At 73.9% G+C, this 17,003-nt stretch carries 20 protein-coding genes and 1 riboswitch; of the genes, 11 read left to right on the top strand and 9 right to left on the bottom strand.

All coding sequences use genetic code 11. From position 1 onward, the window contains the following. Positions 1–7 precede the first annotated feature (7 nt). The 4 genes from ACZ6ZT_RS00985 to ACZ6ZT_RS00970 form a co-directional block, all read right to left on the bottom strand. On the bottom strand, positions 8–565 hold the full coding sequence (locus ACZ6ZT_RS00985; RefSeq protein ID WP_469714296.1) for a cysteine hydrolase family protein: 558 nt from the start codon (positions 563–565) through the stop codon (positions 8–10). Positions 566–615: 50 nt separating this feature from the next. After that, complete coding sequence (locus ACZ6ZT_RS00980; protein ID WP_469714294.1) at positions 616–1,329, bottom strand: DUF6766 family protein; 714 nt, start codon at positions 1,327–1,329, stop codon at positions 616–618. Positions 1,330–1,412: 83 nt separating this feature from the next. Further along, entirely contained in the window at positions 1,413–1,922 is a 510-nt protein-coding gene (locus ACZ6ZT_RS00975) for a hypothetical protein (protein WP_469714998.1), read from the bottom strand. A 216-nt stretch (positions 1,923–2,138) separates the two neighbouring features. Continuing rightward, a complete protein-coding gene (locus tag ACZ6ZT_RS00970; protein WP_469714290.1) occupies positions 2,139–2,954 on the bottom strand; it encodes an SDR family NAD(P)-dependent oxidoreductase in 816 nt (271 codons plus the stop codon). 136 nt (positions 2,955–3,090) lie between these two features. On the opposite strand from ACZ6ZT_RS00970, the gene ACZ6ZT_RS00965 reads away from it, so the two are divergent. Together ACZ6ZT_RS00965 and ACZ6ZT_RS00960 are read left to right on the top strand one after the other, a co-directional pair. Then, positions 3,091–3,984: an SDR family oxidoreductase gene (locus ACZ6ZT_RS00965; RefSeq protein WP_469714289.1), complete on the top strand. Its 894-nt coding sequence runs from the start codon at positions 3,091–3,093 to the stop codon at positions 3,982–3,984. Between the two features lie 63 nt (positions 3,985–4,047). Continuing rightward, complete coding sequence (locus tag ACZ6ZT_RS00960; RefSeq protein WP_469714287.1) at positions 4,048–4,974, top strand: DUF72 domain-containing protein; 927 nt, start codon at positions 4,048–4,050, stop codon at positions 4,972–4,974. Here the strand turns inward: ACZ6ZT_RS00960 and ACZ6ZT_RS00955 are convergent. Both ACZ6ZT_RS00955 and ACZ6ZT_RS00950 read right to left on the bottom strand, forming a co-directional pair. Further along, complete coding sequence (locus tag ACZ6ZT_RS00955; RefSeq protein WP_469714285.1) at positions 4,931–5,800, bottom strand: alpha/beta fold hydrolase; 870 nt, start codon at positions 5,798–5,800, stop codon at positions 4,931–4,933. The two genes, ACZ6ZT_RS00960 and ACZ6ZT_RS00955, sit on opposite strands and share 44 nt — an antisense overlap. A 128-nt stretch (positions 5,801–5,928) precedes the next feature. After that, a complete protein-coding gene (locus tag ACZ6ZT_RS00950) occupies positions 5,929–6,234 on the bottom strand; it encodes a hypothetical protein (RefSeq protein ID WP_469714283.1) in 306 nt (101 codons plus the stop codon). A gap of 176 nt (positions 6,235–6,410) precedes the next feature. Between ACZ6ZT_RS00950 and ACZ6ZT_RS00945 the strand changes: the two genes are divergently transcribed. Next, positions 6,411–7,703 (top strand): hypothetical protein, encoded by a 1,293-nt coding sequence (locus ACZ6ZT_RS00945; protein WP_469714281.1) that lies wholly within the window; start codon positions 6,411–6,413, stop codon positions 7,701–7,703. Here the strand turns inward: ACZ6ZT_RS00945 and ACZ6ZT_RS00940 are convergent. Beyond that, entirely contained in the window at positions 7,671–9,788 is a 2,118-nt protein-coding gene (locus ACZ6ZT_RS00940) for an ATP-binding protein (protein WP_469714280.1), read from the bottom strand. The genes ACZ6ZT_RS00945 and ACZ6ZT_RS00940 overlap by 33 nt on opposite strands. A gap of 154 nt (positions 9,789–9,942) precedes the next feature. Then, positions 9,943–10,470 (bottom strand): MarR family winged helix-turn-helix transcriptional regulator, encoded by a 528-nt coding sequence (locus ACZ6ZT_RS00935; protein WP_469714278.1) that lies wholly within the window; start codon positions 10,468–10,470, stop codon positions 9,943–9,945. A gap of 83 nt (positions 10,471–10,553) precedes the next feature. Between ACZ6ZT_RS00935 and ACZ6ZT_RS00930 the strand changes: the two genes are divergently transcribed. The 8 genes from ACZ6ZT_RS00930 (at position 10,554) to ACZ6ZT_RS00895 (ending at position 16,322) form a co-directional block, all read left to right on the top strand. Next, entirely contained in the window at positions 10,554–10,955 is a 402-nt protein-coding gene (locus ACZ6ZT_RS00930) for a carboxymuconolactone decarboxylase family protein (RefSeq protein WP_469714996.1), read from the top strand. A gap of 104 nt (positions 10,956–11,059) precedes the next feature. Further along, complete coding sequence (locus ACZ6ZT_RS00925) at positions 11,060–11,233, top strand: CsbD family protein (protein WP_469714276.1); 174 nt, start codon at positions 11,060–11,062, stop codon at positions 11,231–11,233. Between the two features lie 247 nt (positions 11,234–11,480). Beyond that, on the top strand, positions 11,481–12,734 hold the full coding sequence (locus ACZ6ZT_RS00920) for an FAD-dependent oxidoreductase (protein WP_469714274.1): 1,254 nt from the start codon (positions 11,481–11,483) through the stop codon (positions 12,732–12,734). Positions 12,735–12,762: 28 nt separating this feature from the next. Beyond that, positions 12,763–12,825, top strand: a riboswitch (guanidine-III (ykkC-III) riboswitch). Between the two features lie 80 nt (positions 12,826–12,905). After that, positions 12,906–13,427: a hypothetical protein gene (locus ACZ6ZT_RS00915; RefSeq protein ID WP_469714272.1), complete on the top strand. Its 522-nt coding sequence runs from the start codon at positions 12,906–12,908 to the stop codon at positions 13,425–13,427. Positions 13,428–13,873: 446 nt separating this feature from the next. Beyond that, the gene (locus tag ACZ6ZT_RS00910; protein WP_469714270.1) at positions 13,874–15,235 is read left to right on the top strand and encodes an NUDIX domain-containing protein; all 1,362 of its coding nucleotides are present in this window, start codon (positions 13,874–13,876) and stop codon (positions 15,233–15,235) included. A gap of 41 nt (positions 15,236–15,276) precedes the next feature. After that, complete coding sequence (locus ACZ6ZT_RS00905) at positions 15,277–15,819, top strand: NUDIX domain-containing protein (protein ID WP_469714268.1); 543 nt, start codon at positions 15,277–15,279, stop codon at positions 15,817–15,819. Between the two features lie 39 nt (positions 15,820–15,858). Further along, positions 15,859–16,197 carry a hypothetical protein gene (locus tag ACZ6ZT_RS00900; protein ID WP_469714267.1) on the top strand — a complete coding sequence of 113 codons (339 nt, stop codon included), beginning with the start codon at positions 15,859–15,861 and terminating at the stop codon, positions 16,195–16,197. After that, positions 16,194–16,322, top strand: a complete 129-nt coding sequence (locus ACZ6ZT_RS00895) for a hypothetical protein (RefSeq protein ID WP_469714265.1) — start codon at positions 16,194–16,196, stop codon at positions 16,320–16,322. Before ACZ6ZT_RS00900 ends, ACZ6ZT_RS00895 begins: the two co-directional genes overlap by 4 nt. Positions 16,323–16,606: 284 nt before the next feature. On the opposite strand, the gene ACZ6ZT_RS00890 is transcribed toward ACZ6ZT_RS00895, so the two are convergent. Then, positions 16,607–16,729, bottom strand: a complete 123-nt coding sequence (locus ACZ6ZT_RS00890; RefSeq protein WP_469714262.1) for a hypothetical protein — start codon at positions 16,727–16,729, stop codon at positions 16,607–16,609. Positions 16,730–17,003 lie beyond the last annotated feature (274 nt).

Genomic DNA, 17,003 nt, shown 5'->3' with positions numbered 1-17,003 from the left:
GGCCCGGTCAGGGGCGGTCCTGCGGGGCGTCGAAGGTGATGTCGTGTCCCGGCAGGATCTCGGCGCCCATGTTGCGCTCCATCATCCGTACGGCCGCCTCGGCGAGCTCCGGGTCGATGTGGGCGACCGCGTCCGCGGCGACCACCACGTCGAGGTGCCGGATGTGGGCGTCCAGCGCCGAATACAGCACGCACTGCTCCGTCACCTGCCCGCACAGCACGATCCGGCCGACGTCGAGCTGTTCCAGCAGGTAGCCCAGGGGCGTCTCGAAGAAGGCCGAGTGCCGGGCCTTGACGACGAAGAGCGCGTCCTCGTCGGGGGCGACCGGCTCGACCAGGTCCGCGTGCCGGCCGGACAGGGCGGCCCGGAGGATCTCCCCGTGGTGGGAGCGCCACTGCCCGAAGTTGTCGTTTACGTAGATGACCGGCGCCTTGTCCGCGCGGGCCCGCTCCAGCAGCAGGCGGACGCCGGGCAGGGCTTTGCGGACGGACGGGGCGAGGGCGTCGGCGTCCTCGTGTTCGTAGGTGTTGATCATGTCGATCACGATGAGGGCCGTCCGGGCCATGGCCGCCTCCTCTCCTTCGTCGTTCCTCGTTCCCGTTCCCCGTTCCCCGTTCAGCCCTCCACGCCGGTCGAGGTGTGGGGGGCACCGACCGGCTTGGACTCGGGGGAACCGCGCTGGCGCAGGTAGACGGAGAGGATGACCATGGCGGCGACCGCGAGGAGCTCGGACTGCCAGTTCTGCAACGTCCGGCTCCAGAAGTCCGGCGCGCCGAGGTAGGCGCCCCAGCTGATCGGATCCTGGAGTTGCCGGAGTCGCTCTCCGTCGTACGCCGCCACCCCGGCGATCGACTGGGCGAGCCAGGAGCCGAGGAACAGGCAGCCCATCACGGTGCCGAGCGAGCGCGAGTAGAGCCGCTGGCGCCAGTCCTTGGTGCCGGCCCAGCGGGGCGAGTCGGCGCGGGCGTGGTCGCCGAGGCGCTGCTCGCGGTCGGATTCCGTACCGGCCTTGTGGAGTTCCTTGGACTCGGGGGAACCGCGCTGGAGGAGGTAGACGGTGCCGAAGATGTAGAGGGAGAACTGCAGGAACTCCGACTGCCAGTTCTCGGAGACGTCCACGGCGAAGTCCGAGGTGGTGACGTACTCGCCCAGGCTGATCCGCTGGAGGCCGTCGACCGTGAGCTGGTCGTTGAACTCGGCGTGGCCGGCCACGGCCTGCGCGACCAGTACCACCAGGAAGGCGGTGCCGAAGACCAGCGTCAGGCTGTTGTCCCGCCAGAACCCGCCGCGCGGGGAGGTCTGGCGCTCGTCGCTGTCGTCGTCACTCATCGCTGCATCGCTCCGATCGCGATGAAGTAGGCGAGCCCGCCGATCACCACGACGAGGCAGGTCACGAACAGGAAGCGCATTCCTCAGCCGCCTTTCAGCTCGCACTGGTAGGGCTGTTCCCCCTGCGGGGTGCAGCCGGCCGCCACGACCTTCCACCCGGCGTCGAACCGGGACAGGAAGAGCGTGTCCCCGTCCAGGTGGAGCAGGGCCTGCCGCCCGTACACCTCGGTGGCGCGTACCGCGCCGGCCTTCGGGAGTTCCTCCGCACCCAGCGCGGGGCCGCACGCCTTGCGTTCCTGCTGCTCCAGGGCTTGGCGGGTCTCGGGAGCGAGCAGCCGGCACGCCGCCTCGTGATCGCCGGAGGCCATGGCCCGTACGAACTCCTCCCCGGCGCTGCGCGCCCCGGACACCCGGCTCGCGGACGCTCCGCAGCCGGCGAGGACCAGGGCGGCGGCGCCCGCGCCGAGGACGGCCCGCAGGACCCGGTTACGGGGCCGCGCCGCCCGGCGCCGGTCCGGTCCCGCGGGCGCCGGCGCGCGCCCGGGCACCACCCCGGTGCCGGCCTGGCGGCCGGCGGCCTCACTCCCCGACATCGCGATCACGCGGGTCTCCCGGTTCGGTTCTTCGTTCCTACGGTCCTTCTGTTTCCTTCGGCCGGCAGGCGGTCCACGCCCCGTCCACACGGGCCGGTGCGCGCCCCGCACATGCTCATGCCCCGTCCGCGCCCCGCCGGCGCGCCGCGCCACGGGCGCCACCCGACCGGCGGACCGGAGGCGTGCGTACGGTCCTCGTCGGGTGAGGGTGGCCGGTCATGGCTGTCCGCCGTCACGGTCCGCGCCGGATCCGGGCTCGGCCATCTTGCGGTGCAGCTCCGCCTTGGCCTTGTCCGGCAGGACCTTGTTCGCCAGGCCCTGGGCCTTCGTCTTCACCGAACCGGCGACGATCTTGTCCTTGCCCGCGAAGAGGGCGTCCAGCCCCTGGCGGGCCACCTCGGCAGGGTCGTCCTTGTCCTGCTGTCCGACCTTGGTGTCCTCCATGCCGGCACGGCGGAAGAAGTCCGTCTCCGTGGGGCCGGGCATGAGCGCGGTGACCGTGATGCCCGTGTCCTTGAGTTCGTTCTGCAGGGCCTGGGCGAAGGACTGCAGGAACGACTTCGAGGCGTTGTACACGGCCTGGAAGGAGCCCGGCATCGTCGAGGCGATCGAGGAGGTCACGAGGACGTGGCCGTCCCCGTCCTCCGCCATGTCCCGCAGGACGCGTTTGGCGAGGTGCACGGTGGAGCGGACGTTGAGGTCGACGATCTCCAGCTCGTCCGCGAGGTCGGTGTCGACGAACGGGCCGCCCCGGCCGACGCCCGCGTTGAGCACCGCGACGGCCACCGGCCGGCCCCGCGCGGTGACGGCGCCGTAGAAACGTTCCGTCTCGTCGTAGGCACGCAGATCCGCCTGGACGGCCTCCACCGAGGCCCCGGTCCGCTGGATCCGCCGCGCCGCCTCTTGCAGCCGGTCGTGGTCCTCGGCGTTGATCACCAGGTCGAATCCTCGCTCGGCCAGCTGCCGCGCCAGTTCGAAGCCGATGCCGCTGGACGCTCCGGTCACCAGGGCGAGGGGTCTGATGTCGTTCATGAGCGGCGTCTACCCCCCGTCACGCGGGGAAACAGGGGTGCCCGGACATAACATCCGAAACAAGGGGTTACCCGCACGCGCGGGGGTAGCCGGAGTGCAAGGACACCCCTCGCGGAAGGCACCAGAGGAAGGCACCATGAGCGCACAGGAAGATGCCCGCCCCACCGACCCGACCGGCCTGCACCCCCGCCCGCCGTTCCCCGACCAGCAGCAGGACCATCCCGGCTCGACGGAGGAGATGAACCCCCGGCCCGACCACGGCGAGGACTCCTACCAGGGTCACGATGTCCTCCGCGACCGCGCCGCGCTGGTCACCGGCGGCGATTCCGGCATCGGCAGGGCCGTCTGCCTGGCCTTCGCCCGGGAAGGCGCCGACGTCGTCTTCACCCACCTCCCGGAGGAGGCGGACGAGGCGGCCGAAACGGCGCGCCTGATCGAGGGGGCGGGGCGCAAGGCCGTCCCCGTGGAGTGCGACATCCGTGACGAGGCCCAGTGCGACGCCCTCGTCGACCGGGCCGTCCGCGAGCTGGGCCGGATCGACGTCCTGGTGAACAACGCGGCGTACCAGATGTCCCAGCCCGACGGGATCGAGGCCATCACCACCGAGCAGTTCGACCGCGTGATGAAGACCAACCTGTACGGCATGTTCTGGCTCTCCCGCAAGGCACTGGCCCACATGCCGCGCGGCGGCTCCGTCATCAACACCACGTCCGTGCAGGGCTACCAGCCGAGCCCGCACCTGCTCGACTACGCCATGACGAAGTCGGCCATCATCTCCTTCACCCACGGACTGGCTCAGATGCTCGCCGAGCGCGGCATCCGCGTCAACGCGGTCGCTCCGGGCCCCGTGTGGACCCCGCTGATCCCCTCGACGATGCCCGACCCCACCGAGTTCGGAAAGCAGTCTCCGCTGGGCCGGCCCGCCCAGCCGGCGGAGATGGCTCCCGCGTACGTCTTCCTCGCCTCCGACCGGGCGAGTTACATCACCGGCGAGATCGTCAACGCCACCGGCGGAACCCCGTTGCCCTGACCGCCGCTGCCCTCCCGCGGCCGTTCGGCGGTGCCGACGCCCCGGCGGGGTATACGGCGGCCCATGGGTGACATCTGGGTGGGCGCGTGTTCGTGGACGGATCCGGCACTGGTGGCCAGCGGGTGGTACCCCGTCGGCCGGCGCGACGCGGAGGGGCGGCTGAGGCATTACGCCGCCCACTTCCCGGTCGTGGAGGTGGACTCCTCCTATTACGGGCTGCCGAGCGCCCGCAACAGCCGGCTCTGGGCCGAACGGACCCCGCCGGGCTTCCGGTTCGACGTCAAGGCGTTCTCGCTGCTCACCGGCCAGCCCACCCGGGCCGCCGCCCTCCCCGCCGACCTGCGGCCGGCGGGGAGCGGGTACGCCTGGGTGCGGCCCGACGACGGACTCCGCAAGGAGGTCTGGGAGCGCTTCAGCGGTGCGCTGGCACCGCTGCGGGAGGCCGGACGGCTCGGGACCCTGCTGTTCCAGTTCCCGGCCGCGCTCGCCCCCGGGGCGCGGGCCGAGGCCACGGTGGAGGAGTGCGCCGAGCGGGCCGAGGGCTGGCCGGTGGCGGTGGAGCTGCGCCATCCGGGGTGGTGGAGCGCGGAGCGGCGGACGGCGACGGCCGCGCTCCTGGCCCGGCACGGGATGGCGGCCGTGGCCGTCGACACGGCCCAGGGGCTGCCCGCGTCCGTCCCCCCGGTCGCGGCCGTCACCTCCCCCGACCTGGCCGTGGTGCGCTTCCACGGGCGGAGCCCCGCGTGGGGCTCCAGCGGCCCCGGCAGCAAGGAGGAGAAGTACCGCCACACCTACACGGAGGCGGAGCTGGCCGGCTGGCTGCCCCGGCTGCGGGACATGGCGGAGCGGGCCGGCTCCGTCCACGTGCTGTTCAACAACTGCTGCGCCGACGCGTCCGTGCGGGCGGCGGAGACGATGCGGCGGCTGCTGGAGGACGATGCGGCCTTCACCGTGCGTGGGCCGCGAGGTGTTCCCGGATCAGGGGATTGACCAGGTCGGGGACCTCCTCGGGCAGCCAGTGGCTGGCCCCGTCGAGGACGACGAAGCGGTACGGCGCGTCCACGAAGTTCCCCGTGGCCTCGGCCGCTTCACGGCCCAGGGCGACGTCCTCGGTGCCCCAGACGAAGAGGGTGGGGACCGTGATGCGGCCGGCGGGGGTGGCGAGGCGGCCGTCGATCGCGCGGTACCAGTTCAGGGTCGGGGTGAGCGCCCCGGGCTCGGAGAGGCGGCGGACGTTGTCCTCCACCAGGTGGTCCGGGACGCGCCCGCCGTAGAGGCGGCGCAGCCGGGCGGCGCCGTCGGCCAGGAGGGCCGCCTCGGCGACGTGGCCGGGCCGGCGGAAGAAACGTACGTAGTCGGACTGCTGGTACTGCTCCGAGCCGGGCGCGGCGGCCTCGCTCAGCGCCCGGGGGTGGGGGGTGGCGAGCACGGTCAGCGACTTCAGCCGTTCGGGATGGGCCGAGGCCAGGGCCCAGGCGACCAGCCCGCCCCAGTCGTGCGCGACGAGGTGGAACCGGCCGGCGCCCAGCGCGTCGGCGAACGCGAGCGCGTCGGCCACCAGGTGCTTCGCGGCGTAGTCCGACACCTCCTGCGGACGGGCGCCCGGGGAGTAGCCGCGCTGGTCGACGGCGACGGCCCGGTACCCGGCTCCGGCGAGGTCGGGGAGCACCTCGTTCCAGGAGCTGGCGAACTCGGGCCAGCCGTGGAGGAGCAGGACGACGTCCCCGTCCCGGGGGCCGGCGGCGAGGGCGTCGAAGCGGTACGGGCCGGCCTCGATCGTCAGCTCTTCCGGCTCGGGGCGTCGCGTGGTGGTCATGGCTCCTCCTGGATCAGCGGTCGACGGCTTGCGAGTGTCGGGATCAGCTGTTCACGGCGACGAGCCCCGCGTCAACGAGCGGCCCGCCGGCCGGGCAGAATGTGCACGCCAGGAGGTGACGAGTGGGGTCAGGTGGACCGCTGCCGATGCGTGTGCCGGTCGGAGAGGGCTCCGAGCGGTGGGTCAGCCGTACGGGCCTTCGGCGCGTGCTGCTGGTGGTGCACAACACCACCTCCGCCGGGCGCCTGCTGGACGTGCTGCCGCTGTTCCACGACGACTTCCGCGTACAACTGCTCGTCACGTCGACGGGATCCTCCGCGTTCCAGGGCGGGATGCGCGAGCTGTTCGACGACTTGGGCCTGCCCGTGCTGTCCTGGGAACAGGCCCTGGCCACGCCCGTCGACCTGGCAATATCCGCCAGCTTCGGGGGTCAACTGCACCTGCTGCAAGGGCAGTTGACCGTCCTGTCACACGGGGTCGGATACACTAAGACACTGGCCCAGCCGGGAGCCGGGAGCCGGGAGCCGGGAGCCGGGAGCCGGGAGCCGGGAGCCGGGAGCCGACGTTCGGTCTGTCGCCGGAGTGGCTGCTGGCCGGGGGCGAGCCGTTCGTGGACGGGCTCGTCCTGTCCCACCCCGAGCAGCTTGAGCGGCTGCGGCGGGTCTGCCCCGAGGCGGAGGCCGCGGCCGTACTCGCCGGCGACCCCTGCTTCGACCGCATGCTGGCGGGCCGCCCGTACCGTGAGCGGTTCCGCCGCGCCCTGGGCGTACGCCGCGGCCAGCGCCTCGTCGTACTGAACTCCACCTGGAACGCCGAGGGGTTCTTCGGCAGCGGCGGCGGTCAGGACGTCCTGCCGAGCCTGCTCCCGCGGATCGCCGCCGCATTGCCGGCCGACGACTACCGGCTGGCGGCGATCCTGCACCCGAACATCTGGTACGGGCACGGTCCGGGCCAGATCCGCGCCTGGCTGGACCGGGCCCGCCGCGCTGGGCTGGCCCTGATCGACCCTCTGCACGCCTGGCGGCAGGCCCTGCTCGCGGCGGACCTCGTCCTCGGGGACTTCGGGGCGGTCTCCTACTACGCGGCGGCCCTGGGCACGCCCGTCCTGCTGGCGGCCGCCGCCCAGGACCGGCTGGACCCCGAGGCACCACTCGCCGCGTTCGTCCGGGAGGCGCCCCGGCTCGACCCGTACGCCCCGTTGCGCGAGCAGGTGGAGAAGGCGGTGGCCGGGCACCGGCCGCTCGCCGGCCCGGCCGCGTTCACCACCTCGGCGCCCGGCGCCTCGGCCACCCTGCTGCGGCGGCACTTCTACGCCTTGATGGAGCTGCCCGAGCCCGGTCGCCCCGCGCTGCTGGAGCCCCTGCCCCTGCCGCCGTACGACCCACCGGACCGGACGGCGCCGCTGCCCGTGCGGACCCGCGTACACGGTACGGACATCGCGATCGAGCGCACCACCGAACACCCGTACGCCGCCGACGGCGTCACGCACCTGGCGGCGCACGAGGACACCCTCGACCCCGGAACCCTGGATCTCGCCGACGTCATCACGCGCGACGGCCCACCGGACGACCCCCGCCTCGGCGGACCGGAGTCGTGGACAGCGGAGGTGCTGCGGCGGCATCGGCACTGTGCCGTCGCCGGGTACGTGACGGGGCCGGACACCTGCACCGTCCGCGTCCGGAACCGGGGGGTGTTCCGGCTGTCCCCGGACCCGGCGGGGCAGCCGCGGGCGGACCTCGACCCGGCGGCGTACGCGTCCGCGCTGCACGCGTGGCTGGGCGAGGCCGACCACGCGGCCGATCACGCGGCCCCTACCGTGCTCCGGATCCACGCGGCCGGCGGTGTGCACCGGGTGCTGGTGGAGCCGGCGCTACCCCCCGGCGACCTCGCAGCGCAGGCGTAGCCCCGCCAGGTACCCCAGGTGCGGGACGGCGGCCGGATCGAGGAGGCGTTCGGCGTCGGCGATCTTCTTCAGGGCGTCGGTGTTCCGGCCCGCTTCGTGCAGGGTCTCGGCCAGGTCCGTCAGCGCGCGCGCCTGGTTGTACGCCTCCCCCTGCCGCTCGAAGAACTCCGCCGCCCCTTCCAGCAGCCGCCGCGACTCCTCCAGCCGGCCGGCACCGCGCAGGGCGCGCCCCTGGTGGCGCTCGGCGAGGGCGAGGGCGCGCGGCAGGTCCCGAGCGCCCTCCTGGCCGGGGCCGATGCGCCGGTAGATCCGTTCGGCCTCCACGAACCGTTCGTACGCCGGCTCGTACAGCCACCGGTGCAGGTACAGCAGGCCCTGCAACTCCACGGCCGAGGCCTCGCCCAGCAGATGGCCCGCCGCCCGTTCGCACGCGGCGGCCGCGCGCGCGGCCTCGTCGGCCTCCTCCCGGCGGCCCAGTTCGCCCAGGCAGTGGCCGAGCTGGAAGTGCAGGGCCCCGGCCATCCGCGAGCGCGGCTGGTGCTCGTCCGCGCACCGGGCCGCGATCCGGAGGGCGGGCAGGACGTCGTCCCAGTGACCGGCCTTCAGCTGGAGCGGCCACAACGCCCGGGCCAGCCTCAGGGCGGTGGTCACGTGCTGGTACTCCCGGGCCACGGACACGGCACGCACCAGGTTGCCCGCCTCGGCGGCCAGCACGGCCAGGCCTTCCGCCTCATCGCGGTACGCCTCCCCGTGCGCGGGCGCGGGCTCGGTCCGCCAGCTCCGCGGCAGGGCCGCGTGGGCGGCGTGCAGCGCCTGGTCCAGCAGGGCGTCGAGGGTGCGGGCGACCGCGGCGGAGCACTCCGGGATGCCGTGCTCGGGGCCGGCCGTGTCCGCGAGGTGGCGGCCCACCTCGGGGCGGAACCGGTAGCGGCCGTCGGGCAGCGCCTCCAGCAGCCGCACGTCCGCCGCGTCGGCGAGCATCCGGGCGGCCTCCTCCGGCGCCACACCGGCGGCGGCCCCGGCGATCCGGGCGCTGACCGACGGCCAGCCGCCCAGGGCCGTCAGCCGGCAGAGCCGGGCCGTCGCGGGCCCGGCCTGACGGCAGGCGATCCGGGCCGCCTCGTGCACGGGATGGCTCCCCGGTGTCCCGGTGACCAGCGGCGCGTCCTCGGTCCCCAGAAGCGTCGCGGCGGCCTTGAGTGCGAAGGCGTTGCCCGCGCACCGCTCCAGCAGCCCCGGCAACTGCGCCTTGGCGCGCGCCGCCTGCTCCTTTCCGGCGACCTTCCGCACCAGTTGGAGCGCGTACCGGTCGCCGAGCGGGGGCACCGCCACCCGCTCCGCCTCCAGCCCGAGGGCCGGGCCCGACACGACCACGAGCAGGAGGACGTCGGGCGTGGCGGGAACGAGACCGCGGACCTGCGCGACCGACGACGCGTGGTCGATGACCACCATCATGCGGCGGCCGTCGGTCAGCTGCCGGTAGAGCTGCTCCCGGCCGGCTTCGGTGGGCGGAACGCGCTCGGCGGGCACGCCCATCCGCCGCAGCAGGCGCAGCAGTACGGCGGCCGGCGTCGGCCCGTGCTCGCCGGGGGTGTCACGCAGATCGACGTAAAACCGTCCATCGGGAAACCGGTCGTGGCAGGCGGCGGCCAGGTGCAGGGCCACGGCCGTGGTGCCGATCCCCGGGGGACCGTAGAGCAGCGCGACGCGCGGGCGGCCGGCCGCGGGGCGGGTCGCCTCCCGCTTCAGCCGCTTGACGACGTCCTGACGGTTGGTGAAGTCCCGGGAGGCGGGCGGCATCGCGCCCCCGGCGGAGGGCGCCGCCTGCGGGCGCTCGGCGAAGCCCGCCAGGAGGAGCGCCCACTCGTCGGCGCCGCGCCGGTCGTCGCCCAGGCGCGCGTGGAGGTGGCCGGCCAGGGCCCGTACGTCTTCGGGGCAGGCGGGCAGCGGGGTCTCCCGCCCCATGGTCCGCCGCGCCAGCGAGCCGGTGGAGAGCAGCAGTTGCTTGCCCATCTCCCCGGCGGCCCCGTTCCCCACGGCGGTGAGAAACGCGGTGAGCGCACTGAGCGCCACGACCTCCAGCATGCCGGCCCCTCCCGTGATCCCCGTGTGACGCCCGTTCCCGCCCTGGCCGGACCCTATCGCCGCGACGACGGCCGGAGGAATCATTCAGGTCACACCGTTCCCGGCGCGTGCCCGGTCCGCGTCGCCGCCGCCGAGGTGTTCGCCCGGGACTTCCTCAGGCGCCGCCGAGCCAGCTCGTGGCGTCCAGGCGGTAGGCGGTTTCCGGCGGTACGACGGTGCGCAGGGCCGCCTCCAGGTCACGGACGCGGTCGGCGCCGAGGGTCGCGGCCCATTGCGCGCGCAGTTCGCCGAAAATCGCGGCCGAGCGGGCCAGGGCGTCGTAGCCGTGCGGGGTGAGGCGCACGAGCTTGCGGCGGGCGTCGGCGGGATCGTCGGCCCGTTCGGCGTAGCCGAGGGCGAGGAGGCGGTCGACGGTCTTTCCGGCCGCCTGCTTGGAGACGCCGAGCCGGCGCCCGAGGTCACTGGCGGTCGCCCCCTGGGCACCGATGGCCTGCATGGCGAAGCCGTACGCGGGGCGTAGGCCGGGATGGCCCTCCGTGGCGAGGCGGGCGTGCAGGTGGTCGATCAGCGTGCGGAAGCCGCCGAACAGCAGGAACGGCAGCTCGTACGCGGGGCCCTCGGGCTCCCCCTTGCCGATATCGACAACCTGGTTTACGTTCTTCTCAGCGGAATGGTCAACCATGTTGTCCATCTTAGGCCACCCGCTTCCCTGAGCCCATCCCACCATCCTCATCCTCATCAGGAGTTCCCTTGTCCACCACCGACATGGCCGCCCGCACCACCCACGCCGTCGCCCTGCTCAAGGAGTCCCCGCACACCCTCGACGGCTTCCTGAAACTCAGCGAGATCTTCGAGTCCACCACCCTGGACGCGCACTCCCGCGAAACCGTCATCCTGACCGTCGCCTCCCGCAACCAGTGCCACCTGTGCGTCGACATGCACGAGGCGAAGCTCGCCTCCCTGGGCCCGGCCCCCGACCCGGAACGGCTGCGGGCCGTATGGGAGTTCACCCTCCAGGTGCTCGCCTCGTCGGGCGCGGTGAGCGACGCGGAGCTGCGGGCGTTCGAGGAGGCCGGCCACACGCGCCAGAACGCCCTGGAGGTGGTCCTCGGCATCGGCACGTACACGGTCTCGACGTTCGCGAACCGGCTCACCCGAGCCGCCTGACGCACGGCTGCCGCACGGCGGCGTGGGATCCGGGGGGTTTACGGGGCGCGGCGCGGAGCACAAGAGCGATTACGACCAAGCCGGTTCCAAACGAGGAGGTCCCCATGTCGGGTACTGAGAAGGCCAAGGCGCAGACCGAGCAGGCCAAGGGCAAGCTCAAGGAGGCCGCGGGCCGGACCGTCGGCAACGAGCGCATGGCCGCCGACGGCAAGGCCGATGAGGCCAAGGGCAAGGCCCGCGAGGCCAAGGAGGACACCAAGGACGCTTTCCGTCCCTGAGTGACCTGACAGTCCCCCATGAACGGCTGGACCCCGACCCCCTCCCCCCGGGTCGGGGTCCAGCCGCGTCCGCCGACGGTCGACTGTCCCGCTCGCCGTGGCCCCGGTGTGCGGGCCAGGCGGGCCGGGTGTTTTCGTAGCCGGGTGTCTTCGTCGAGCGGCGTGTTCCGGCCGGGGCGATCGCGGTGGCGGCGTAACGTGCGGCGGGCCAGAACACGCCACCGTGCAGCGAGGAGCCCCCACGGTCATGCCGAGCAACCAGGAGGGCGTGGGCGGCGGGCTCGACGTGGTGGTCGTGGGGGCGGGAGCCGCCGGGCTGGCCTGCGCCGCGGATCTCCTCGCGGCGGGCCTGCGCGTGAGGCTGCTGGAGGCTTCGGACGCCGTCGGCGGCCGGATCCGTACCGACCGGGTCTCCGGGTTCACGGTCGACCGCGGGTTCCAGGTGTTCAACACCTCCTATCCGCAGGTCAAACGCCGTCTCGACCTGCGCTCCCTGCGGCTGCGGGCCTTCACCCCCGGGATGCTGGTCCACACGGACGGCCGGTTGCGCCGCGTCACCGATCCCACGCGCCGCCCGGCGGCTGCCCGGGACCTGCTGCCCGGCCGGCTGTTCTCCGCCCGCGATCTGGCGGCCCTGGCCGTCCTCTCGGCCCGCGACATGTTCGGACCGGCCGGCGCGGGGCGGACGCGGCCCGACACCACCACGCGCGCTGGGCTGGCCGAGGCCGGTTTCTCACCCCGCGCCGTGGAGACGTTCTTCCGGCCGTTCCTGTCCGGGATCTTCCTGGAGGACGAGCTCCACACCTCCGCCCGCTTCTTCCACCTGGTCTGGCGCAGCATGCTGCGCGGCACGCTGTGCCTGCCGTCCCGGGGCATCGGCGCCGTCCCGGCCCAGCTCGCGACCGCCCTCCCCGACGGAGTCCTCGCCACCGGCAGCCCGGTCACGGCGCTCACCGCCGACGGCGTGGCCCTGGCCGGCGCCGGCGAGCTCGCCGCCCGGGCGGTGGTCGTCGCTGCCGGGCCCAGAGCGGCGGCGCGGCTCCTGCCCGGGCTGGACGTCCCGGCCGGCCGCACCGTCACCACGCTCTACCACGCGGCGGAGCGCTCCCCGCTGCCCGAACCGACCCTGGTGATCGACGGCCGGCGGCGCTTCCTGAACTCCTGCGTCCTGACCGAGGTCCACCGGGGATACGCCGAGGACGGACGGGCGCTGGTGTCCACCTCGGTGCTGGGCGCACCCGACCCGGCGCGGGAAGCGGCCGTCCTCGCCGCGCTCGGAGAGGTGTACGGGGCGGACACCGCCACCTGGCAGCCCGTCCACCGGGTGACCGTCCACGACGCGCTGCCCGCCATGCCCCCGCCGCTCACCCTGTCGCGTACCACCCGCTTCGCCCCGGGCCGGTACGTCTGCGGGGACCACCGGGCCACCGGTTCCCTCCAGGGCGCGCTCGCCTCCGGTGCCCGGGCGGCACGGGAGGTCCTCGCCGATCTGCGGGGGTGACGCTGCGATCGGCGGTGTTAGATTGTCCGGCGGCCCGGTCCTGGGGCCCCGGACGAGATGCGCCGTACCCGGTTACGCACGACGACGCGCCAGGCACCTTCCCCACCGGCGGGCGCCGAAGCGCTGTCCGGTCCCGGGCGGTGTTCCCTCGTTCCATGGATGGGCCGACACATGACCGCGCACCCCGAACGCGCCCGTACCGGACACATGGTGACCGACGCCGGGCACCTCCTACCGCCGGAGCCGGCGGGGCCGGGACCCGTCGGAGCCCTCCCGGCGGCGGGCGGACCGGGCATCCCGGTGCCCGAGCGGGGCGCGTGGCTGCGGCGCGGCATCAGCCGTGACGGCGGGCCGCTGGTGGAAGACCGCGAGGTGGTGTGGCTCCAGGTGGGCCCGTTCTTCGCCGACAGCCGGGGCTTCGCGGGCATGACGTCCTTCGACGGCGCGGCCGTACGCTTCCACCACCTGACGGGCGAGCCGGGTGAGGACACCGGCTCCTTCCGGTGGGAGGGCGCGGATCTCGTCGAGTGGGGCACCAACACCGACGGCAGCACCTTCCTGGAGGTCTGGACCCCCCTGCCCGCCACCGACGGCGACACCGGCTCATGGACCGGCCCGAACCACCACGTGGTCCGCGTCGGCCGCCATGTCGTCCACGTCGATGCCGGGGCGGGGGCGTACTGGCGGTTGTGACGTGGCTCAGTCACGGCGGTGCCCCGGCATCGGGCCCCAGCGAGCGGTAACCCGCAGTGGCTTGACTGGTCGGGGAGCCCGGCGCCCAGCCCCGGCCGGGCTCGTCTTTCGCACACGACGCCTGGCCGGGCAGGCCGGAACTCCGGGAGCGGGACGGGCGCGCCGACGCCCTTCCCCCCTTTTCCTCCCGAACCGATCGTCCTCTACGCCCGTGTGGCGATCGAAGGCATCCGCCCCGGCCGCACCTTCACCGCATCCGGCTGGGACTGACCGACGTACCGTTTCCCGAACAGCGAGAGGATTCGTCCGTGGTTGATCCCATCGTGCCGCCCGCCCCTGCCGAACCTGATGCGAGGAACGGGCCGGGGCCCCTCTCCTCCAGCGCGCACAAGACGGAGCCGTGCGGGAGAACGGCGGGCCCACCCCGCCGCCAGGGCCGGTACACGGTGCCCGTCGACGTCCACCTCATCCTGCGCCGTGAGGGCGACAGGGGCCCGGAGGTGCTGCTGTCCCGCCGGGCGGGGCCGGTGTACGCGTCCGGTCTGTGGCATCTCCCGTCCGGGCACCTCGACCCGGACGAGGACATGGTCGAGGCCGTCATCCGGGAAGCCCGCGAGGAAACGGGCGTGTCCATCCGGGTGGAGGACGTGACCGCGGCGGTCACCGTCCACCACCGCCCGCCGACGGGTTCCCGATCCCGCCTCGGCATCTTCTTCGAGGTGCGCCGGTGGTCGGGCCGGCCCCAGGTCATGGAGCCGGACCGGTGCGACGGCATGGGGTGGTACGCGCTGGACGCCCTGCCGGGGCCGATGGTCGCGTACTGCCGGGCCGGGCTGGACGCCTACCGGGCCGGCCTGCCCGCCGCCGTGCATTTCCAGCAGCCCGGTGACGCCGTCGAGTACGGCCAGGAGGGCCCCGACCGCACCCGCCTGCTGGCCGGACCGCCCACCGACGGCATCCATCTGCCGTACCGGCTCCGGGTGTTCGCCGAGCAGGCCGTCGGCCGGATCGCGCAGGCCACGGAGGTGTCCTGGGTGCGCGCCGGCAGCCGGGTGTGGCGGCTCACCGGACCCGACGACGGGGGCACCTGGTACCTGAAACGGCACCGCGGGCCGACGTTCCACAACCGGGAAGTGGCCGCGTACCGGTCGTGGGTGCCGACGCTCGGGCCGCGGGCCCCTCGCCTCGTCGCGGCCGACTCCGAGGCGCGGGCCGTCGTACTCACCGCGCTGTCCGGGCGCCCGGTGCACGGGATGGTCCTCGGCGCCGCCGACGAGACGCGCATCCAGCACGGGCTGGGCCGGCTCGTCAGTGCCCTCCACGGCGCCGCACCCGCGCGGCCCGCCGGCTCCGCACGGGAGGCCGACATGGTCGCGCTCCATCTGGAACGCGCCCGTCCGTACCTGGCCGACGGGGACGAGGCCCTGGTCCGCGCCCTGGTCAGCGCGTACGCGGACCTCCCACGGCCCTCGCTCGTACCCGCCCACGGGGACCTGCAGTACCGCAACGTCCTGCTCGGCGAGGACGGCGGCCCGCAGCTGTTCGACTTCGAGCGGTCCGAGTACCAGACCGCGACCCGGGACCTGGCGCGGCTGAGCGACACCTGGACCGGCCGTCCGGACCTGCGTTCCGCGTTCCTGGAGGGGTACGGCAGGCCCCTCACCCCCGTCGAGGAGGTGCGCCTGGACTGCGAGGCCGCCTTCGACGCCGTCTCCGGCATCGCCTACGGCACCCGCCACGACGACCCCGAGGTGACCGAACGCGGCCACCGCACCCTGCGCCGGCTCCACGCCACCCACCGCCCATGAATCCGTGGGCCCCACCGGGCCCCTATAGGAAGGAAACCCCCGTGCCCTTACCCCGCCGTGGCTGCCCGGCCGATGCCGCCGCCGACAGGAAGTGGCTCCCTCCTGAGCAGTTCGCCGCGACGCTGCCGAAGGCCACGGTCTTCGGAGCGGTGTTCTTCACCGATGAGCACGACCGGCCCGTCCAGCTCCGCGCCACCTCCTCCCACGCCCACCCCTGGCAGTGGCCAGGCGGCGTGGCCGAGCCCGGCGAGCGCCCCTGGGAGACCGCCGTACGCGAGTGCCGGGAGGAGACCGGCATCCATCTGGCGGGACCCGCACGCCTCCTGGCCACGGTGTTCGGGCTGCCGGGCAAGGCCTGGCCGCTGGCCACCGTCGGCTTCGTCTTCGACGGCGGCCGGCTCCCGCCCGGGCAGCTGTCCGCGATCGCGCTGGACCCCGCCGAACACGACCAGGTGCGCGCCCTGACCGTGCCCGAGTGGCGGGAGCTGATGCCGGCACGGGACCACGCCCGGCTCGAAGCCGTCATGGCCGCTCGTGACGCCGGGGTCCCCGCGTACTTCGACACCTGGGACTGGGAGGCGTAAACGACCGCCGCCCTGATGCCCGGCCCGCGGGTTGCCGCGATGCCGGCGGCTGTCATCGGCGAGCCCCTCGCGGACGGCCCGGAGCCGGGCGAGGCGTCCGAGTCCGGCGCGGTACGCGAACTCGCCGTCGCTTCTGCAGCACCACATACCCGCCTGGCCGAAGCCGGGTTCGCCAACTCCGTCGGCACCTACCGGCTCCGGGCGGCACACCAGCATCCGGCCTGCCAGGACCTGAGCCCGGCCAACTGCCCGCCCGCCGCCCAGGCCGTGGACCGGATGCTGGCCGTCACTCTCCAGCAGCAGACCACCAAGGCCGGCCTGCACCACTTCGCCGAGAGCGTCCAGCGCGAGACCAAGACCTGGGCGGAGGGCCGATGACCGCGAACCTCCCGCCGCAGCCCGTACCGGCGGCTGCACCCGAGGCGGACGAGTTGCTCCAGGACGTCGACGGCGTCGTCGTAGACCGGACGGCACCGTCGTCGACAACGCCGAGATCCGGCTGAGCGCGCTCCAGCAGGCTCTCGCCCCGTACGGCGTGGACGTCGACCCGCAGTGGTACGCCCTGATCTGCGGGCTTCCCGTCCGCGACGTCATCACCCGCCCCGCGGGCCCGCGCACGCTCCCGGTCGAGGAGATCGCGCGTCCTCTCCGAGGCCGGGTTCACGGTGCACGGGACGTTCGGCGGGTAGGGCGGCAACCCCCTCACCGGAGACAGCACGCGATGCGTCGTCGTCGCCCGCCGGACATGACCGGCCCGGCCCAGGCCCCGGGGCGGAACAGGGTGCCGTCAGTCGAACAGCGAGCCCTGCACCACCCGCCGGGACAGGGCCACATCCCCGCCCGCGACACGGACCTCGGCGATTCGGCCAAAGGCACGCCTGGGCAGACCCGTTGCGCCGAACGGGTCCATGCATTCTCCACGCGCCGCCATCCGCTCTATCCCGGGAAATCCGGAGCGACTGAAATACACCAGTTCGATACCTCGGCCGGCTCGTTGAGCCTCACGGACCAGCCGTGACCGACAGACCGGGGGAGCAGCTTGAGCACCGGCAGCACAGCCCACAGCCGCGCAGCAGAGCAAGGGCGTACCGGAGGTGAGGCCTCCGGGGCGCGGAACATCAGCCTGCCGCCTCTTCGCAGGATTCGTCCCAGCGCCGACATCGGTGCCCGAGGCACCACACAGC

The sequence above is a fragment of the Streptomyces sp. NPDC102258 genome (assembly GCF_055584685.1).
Note: the sequence above shows the minus strand (reverse complement) of the source record. Positions and strands in the feature narration are given on the sequence as shown.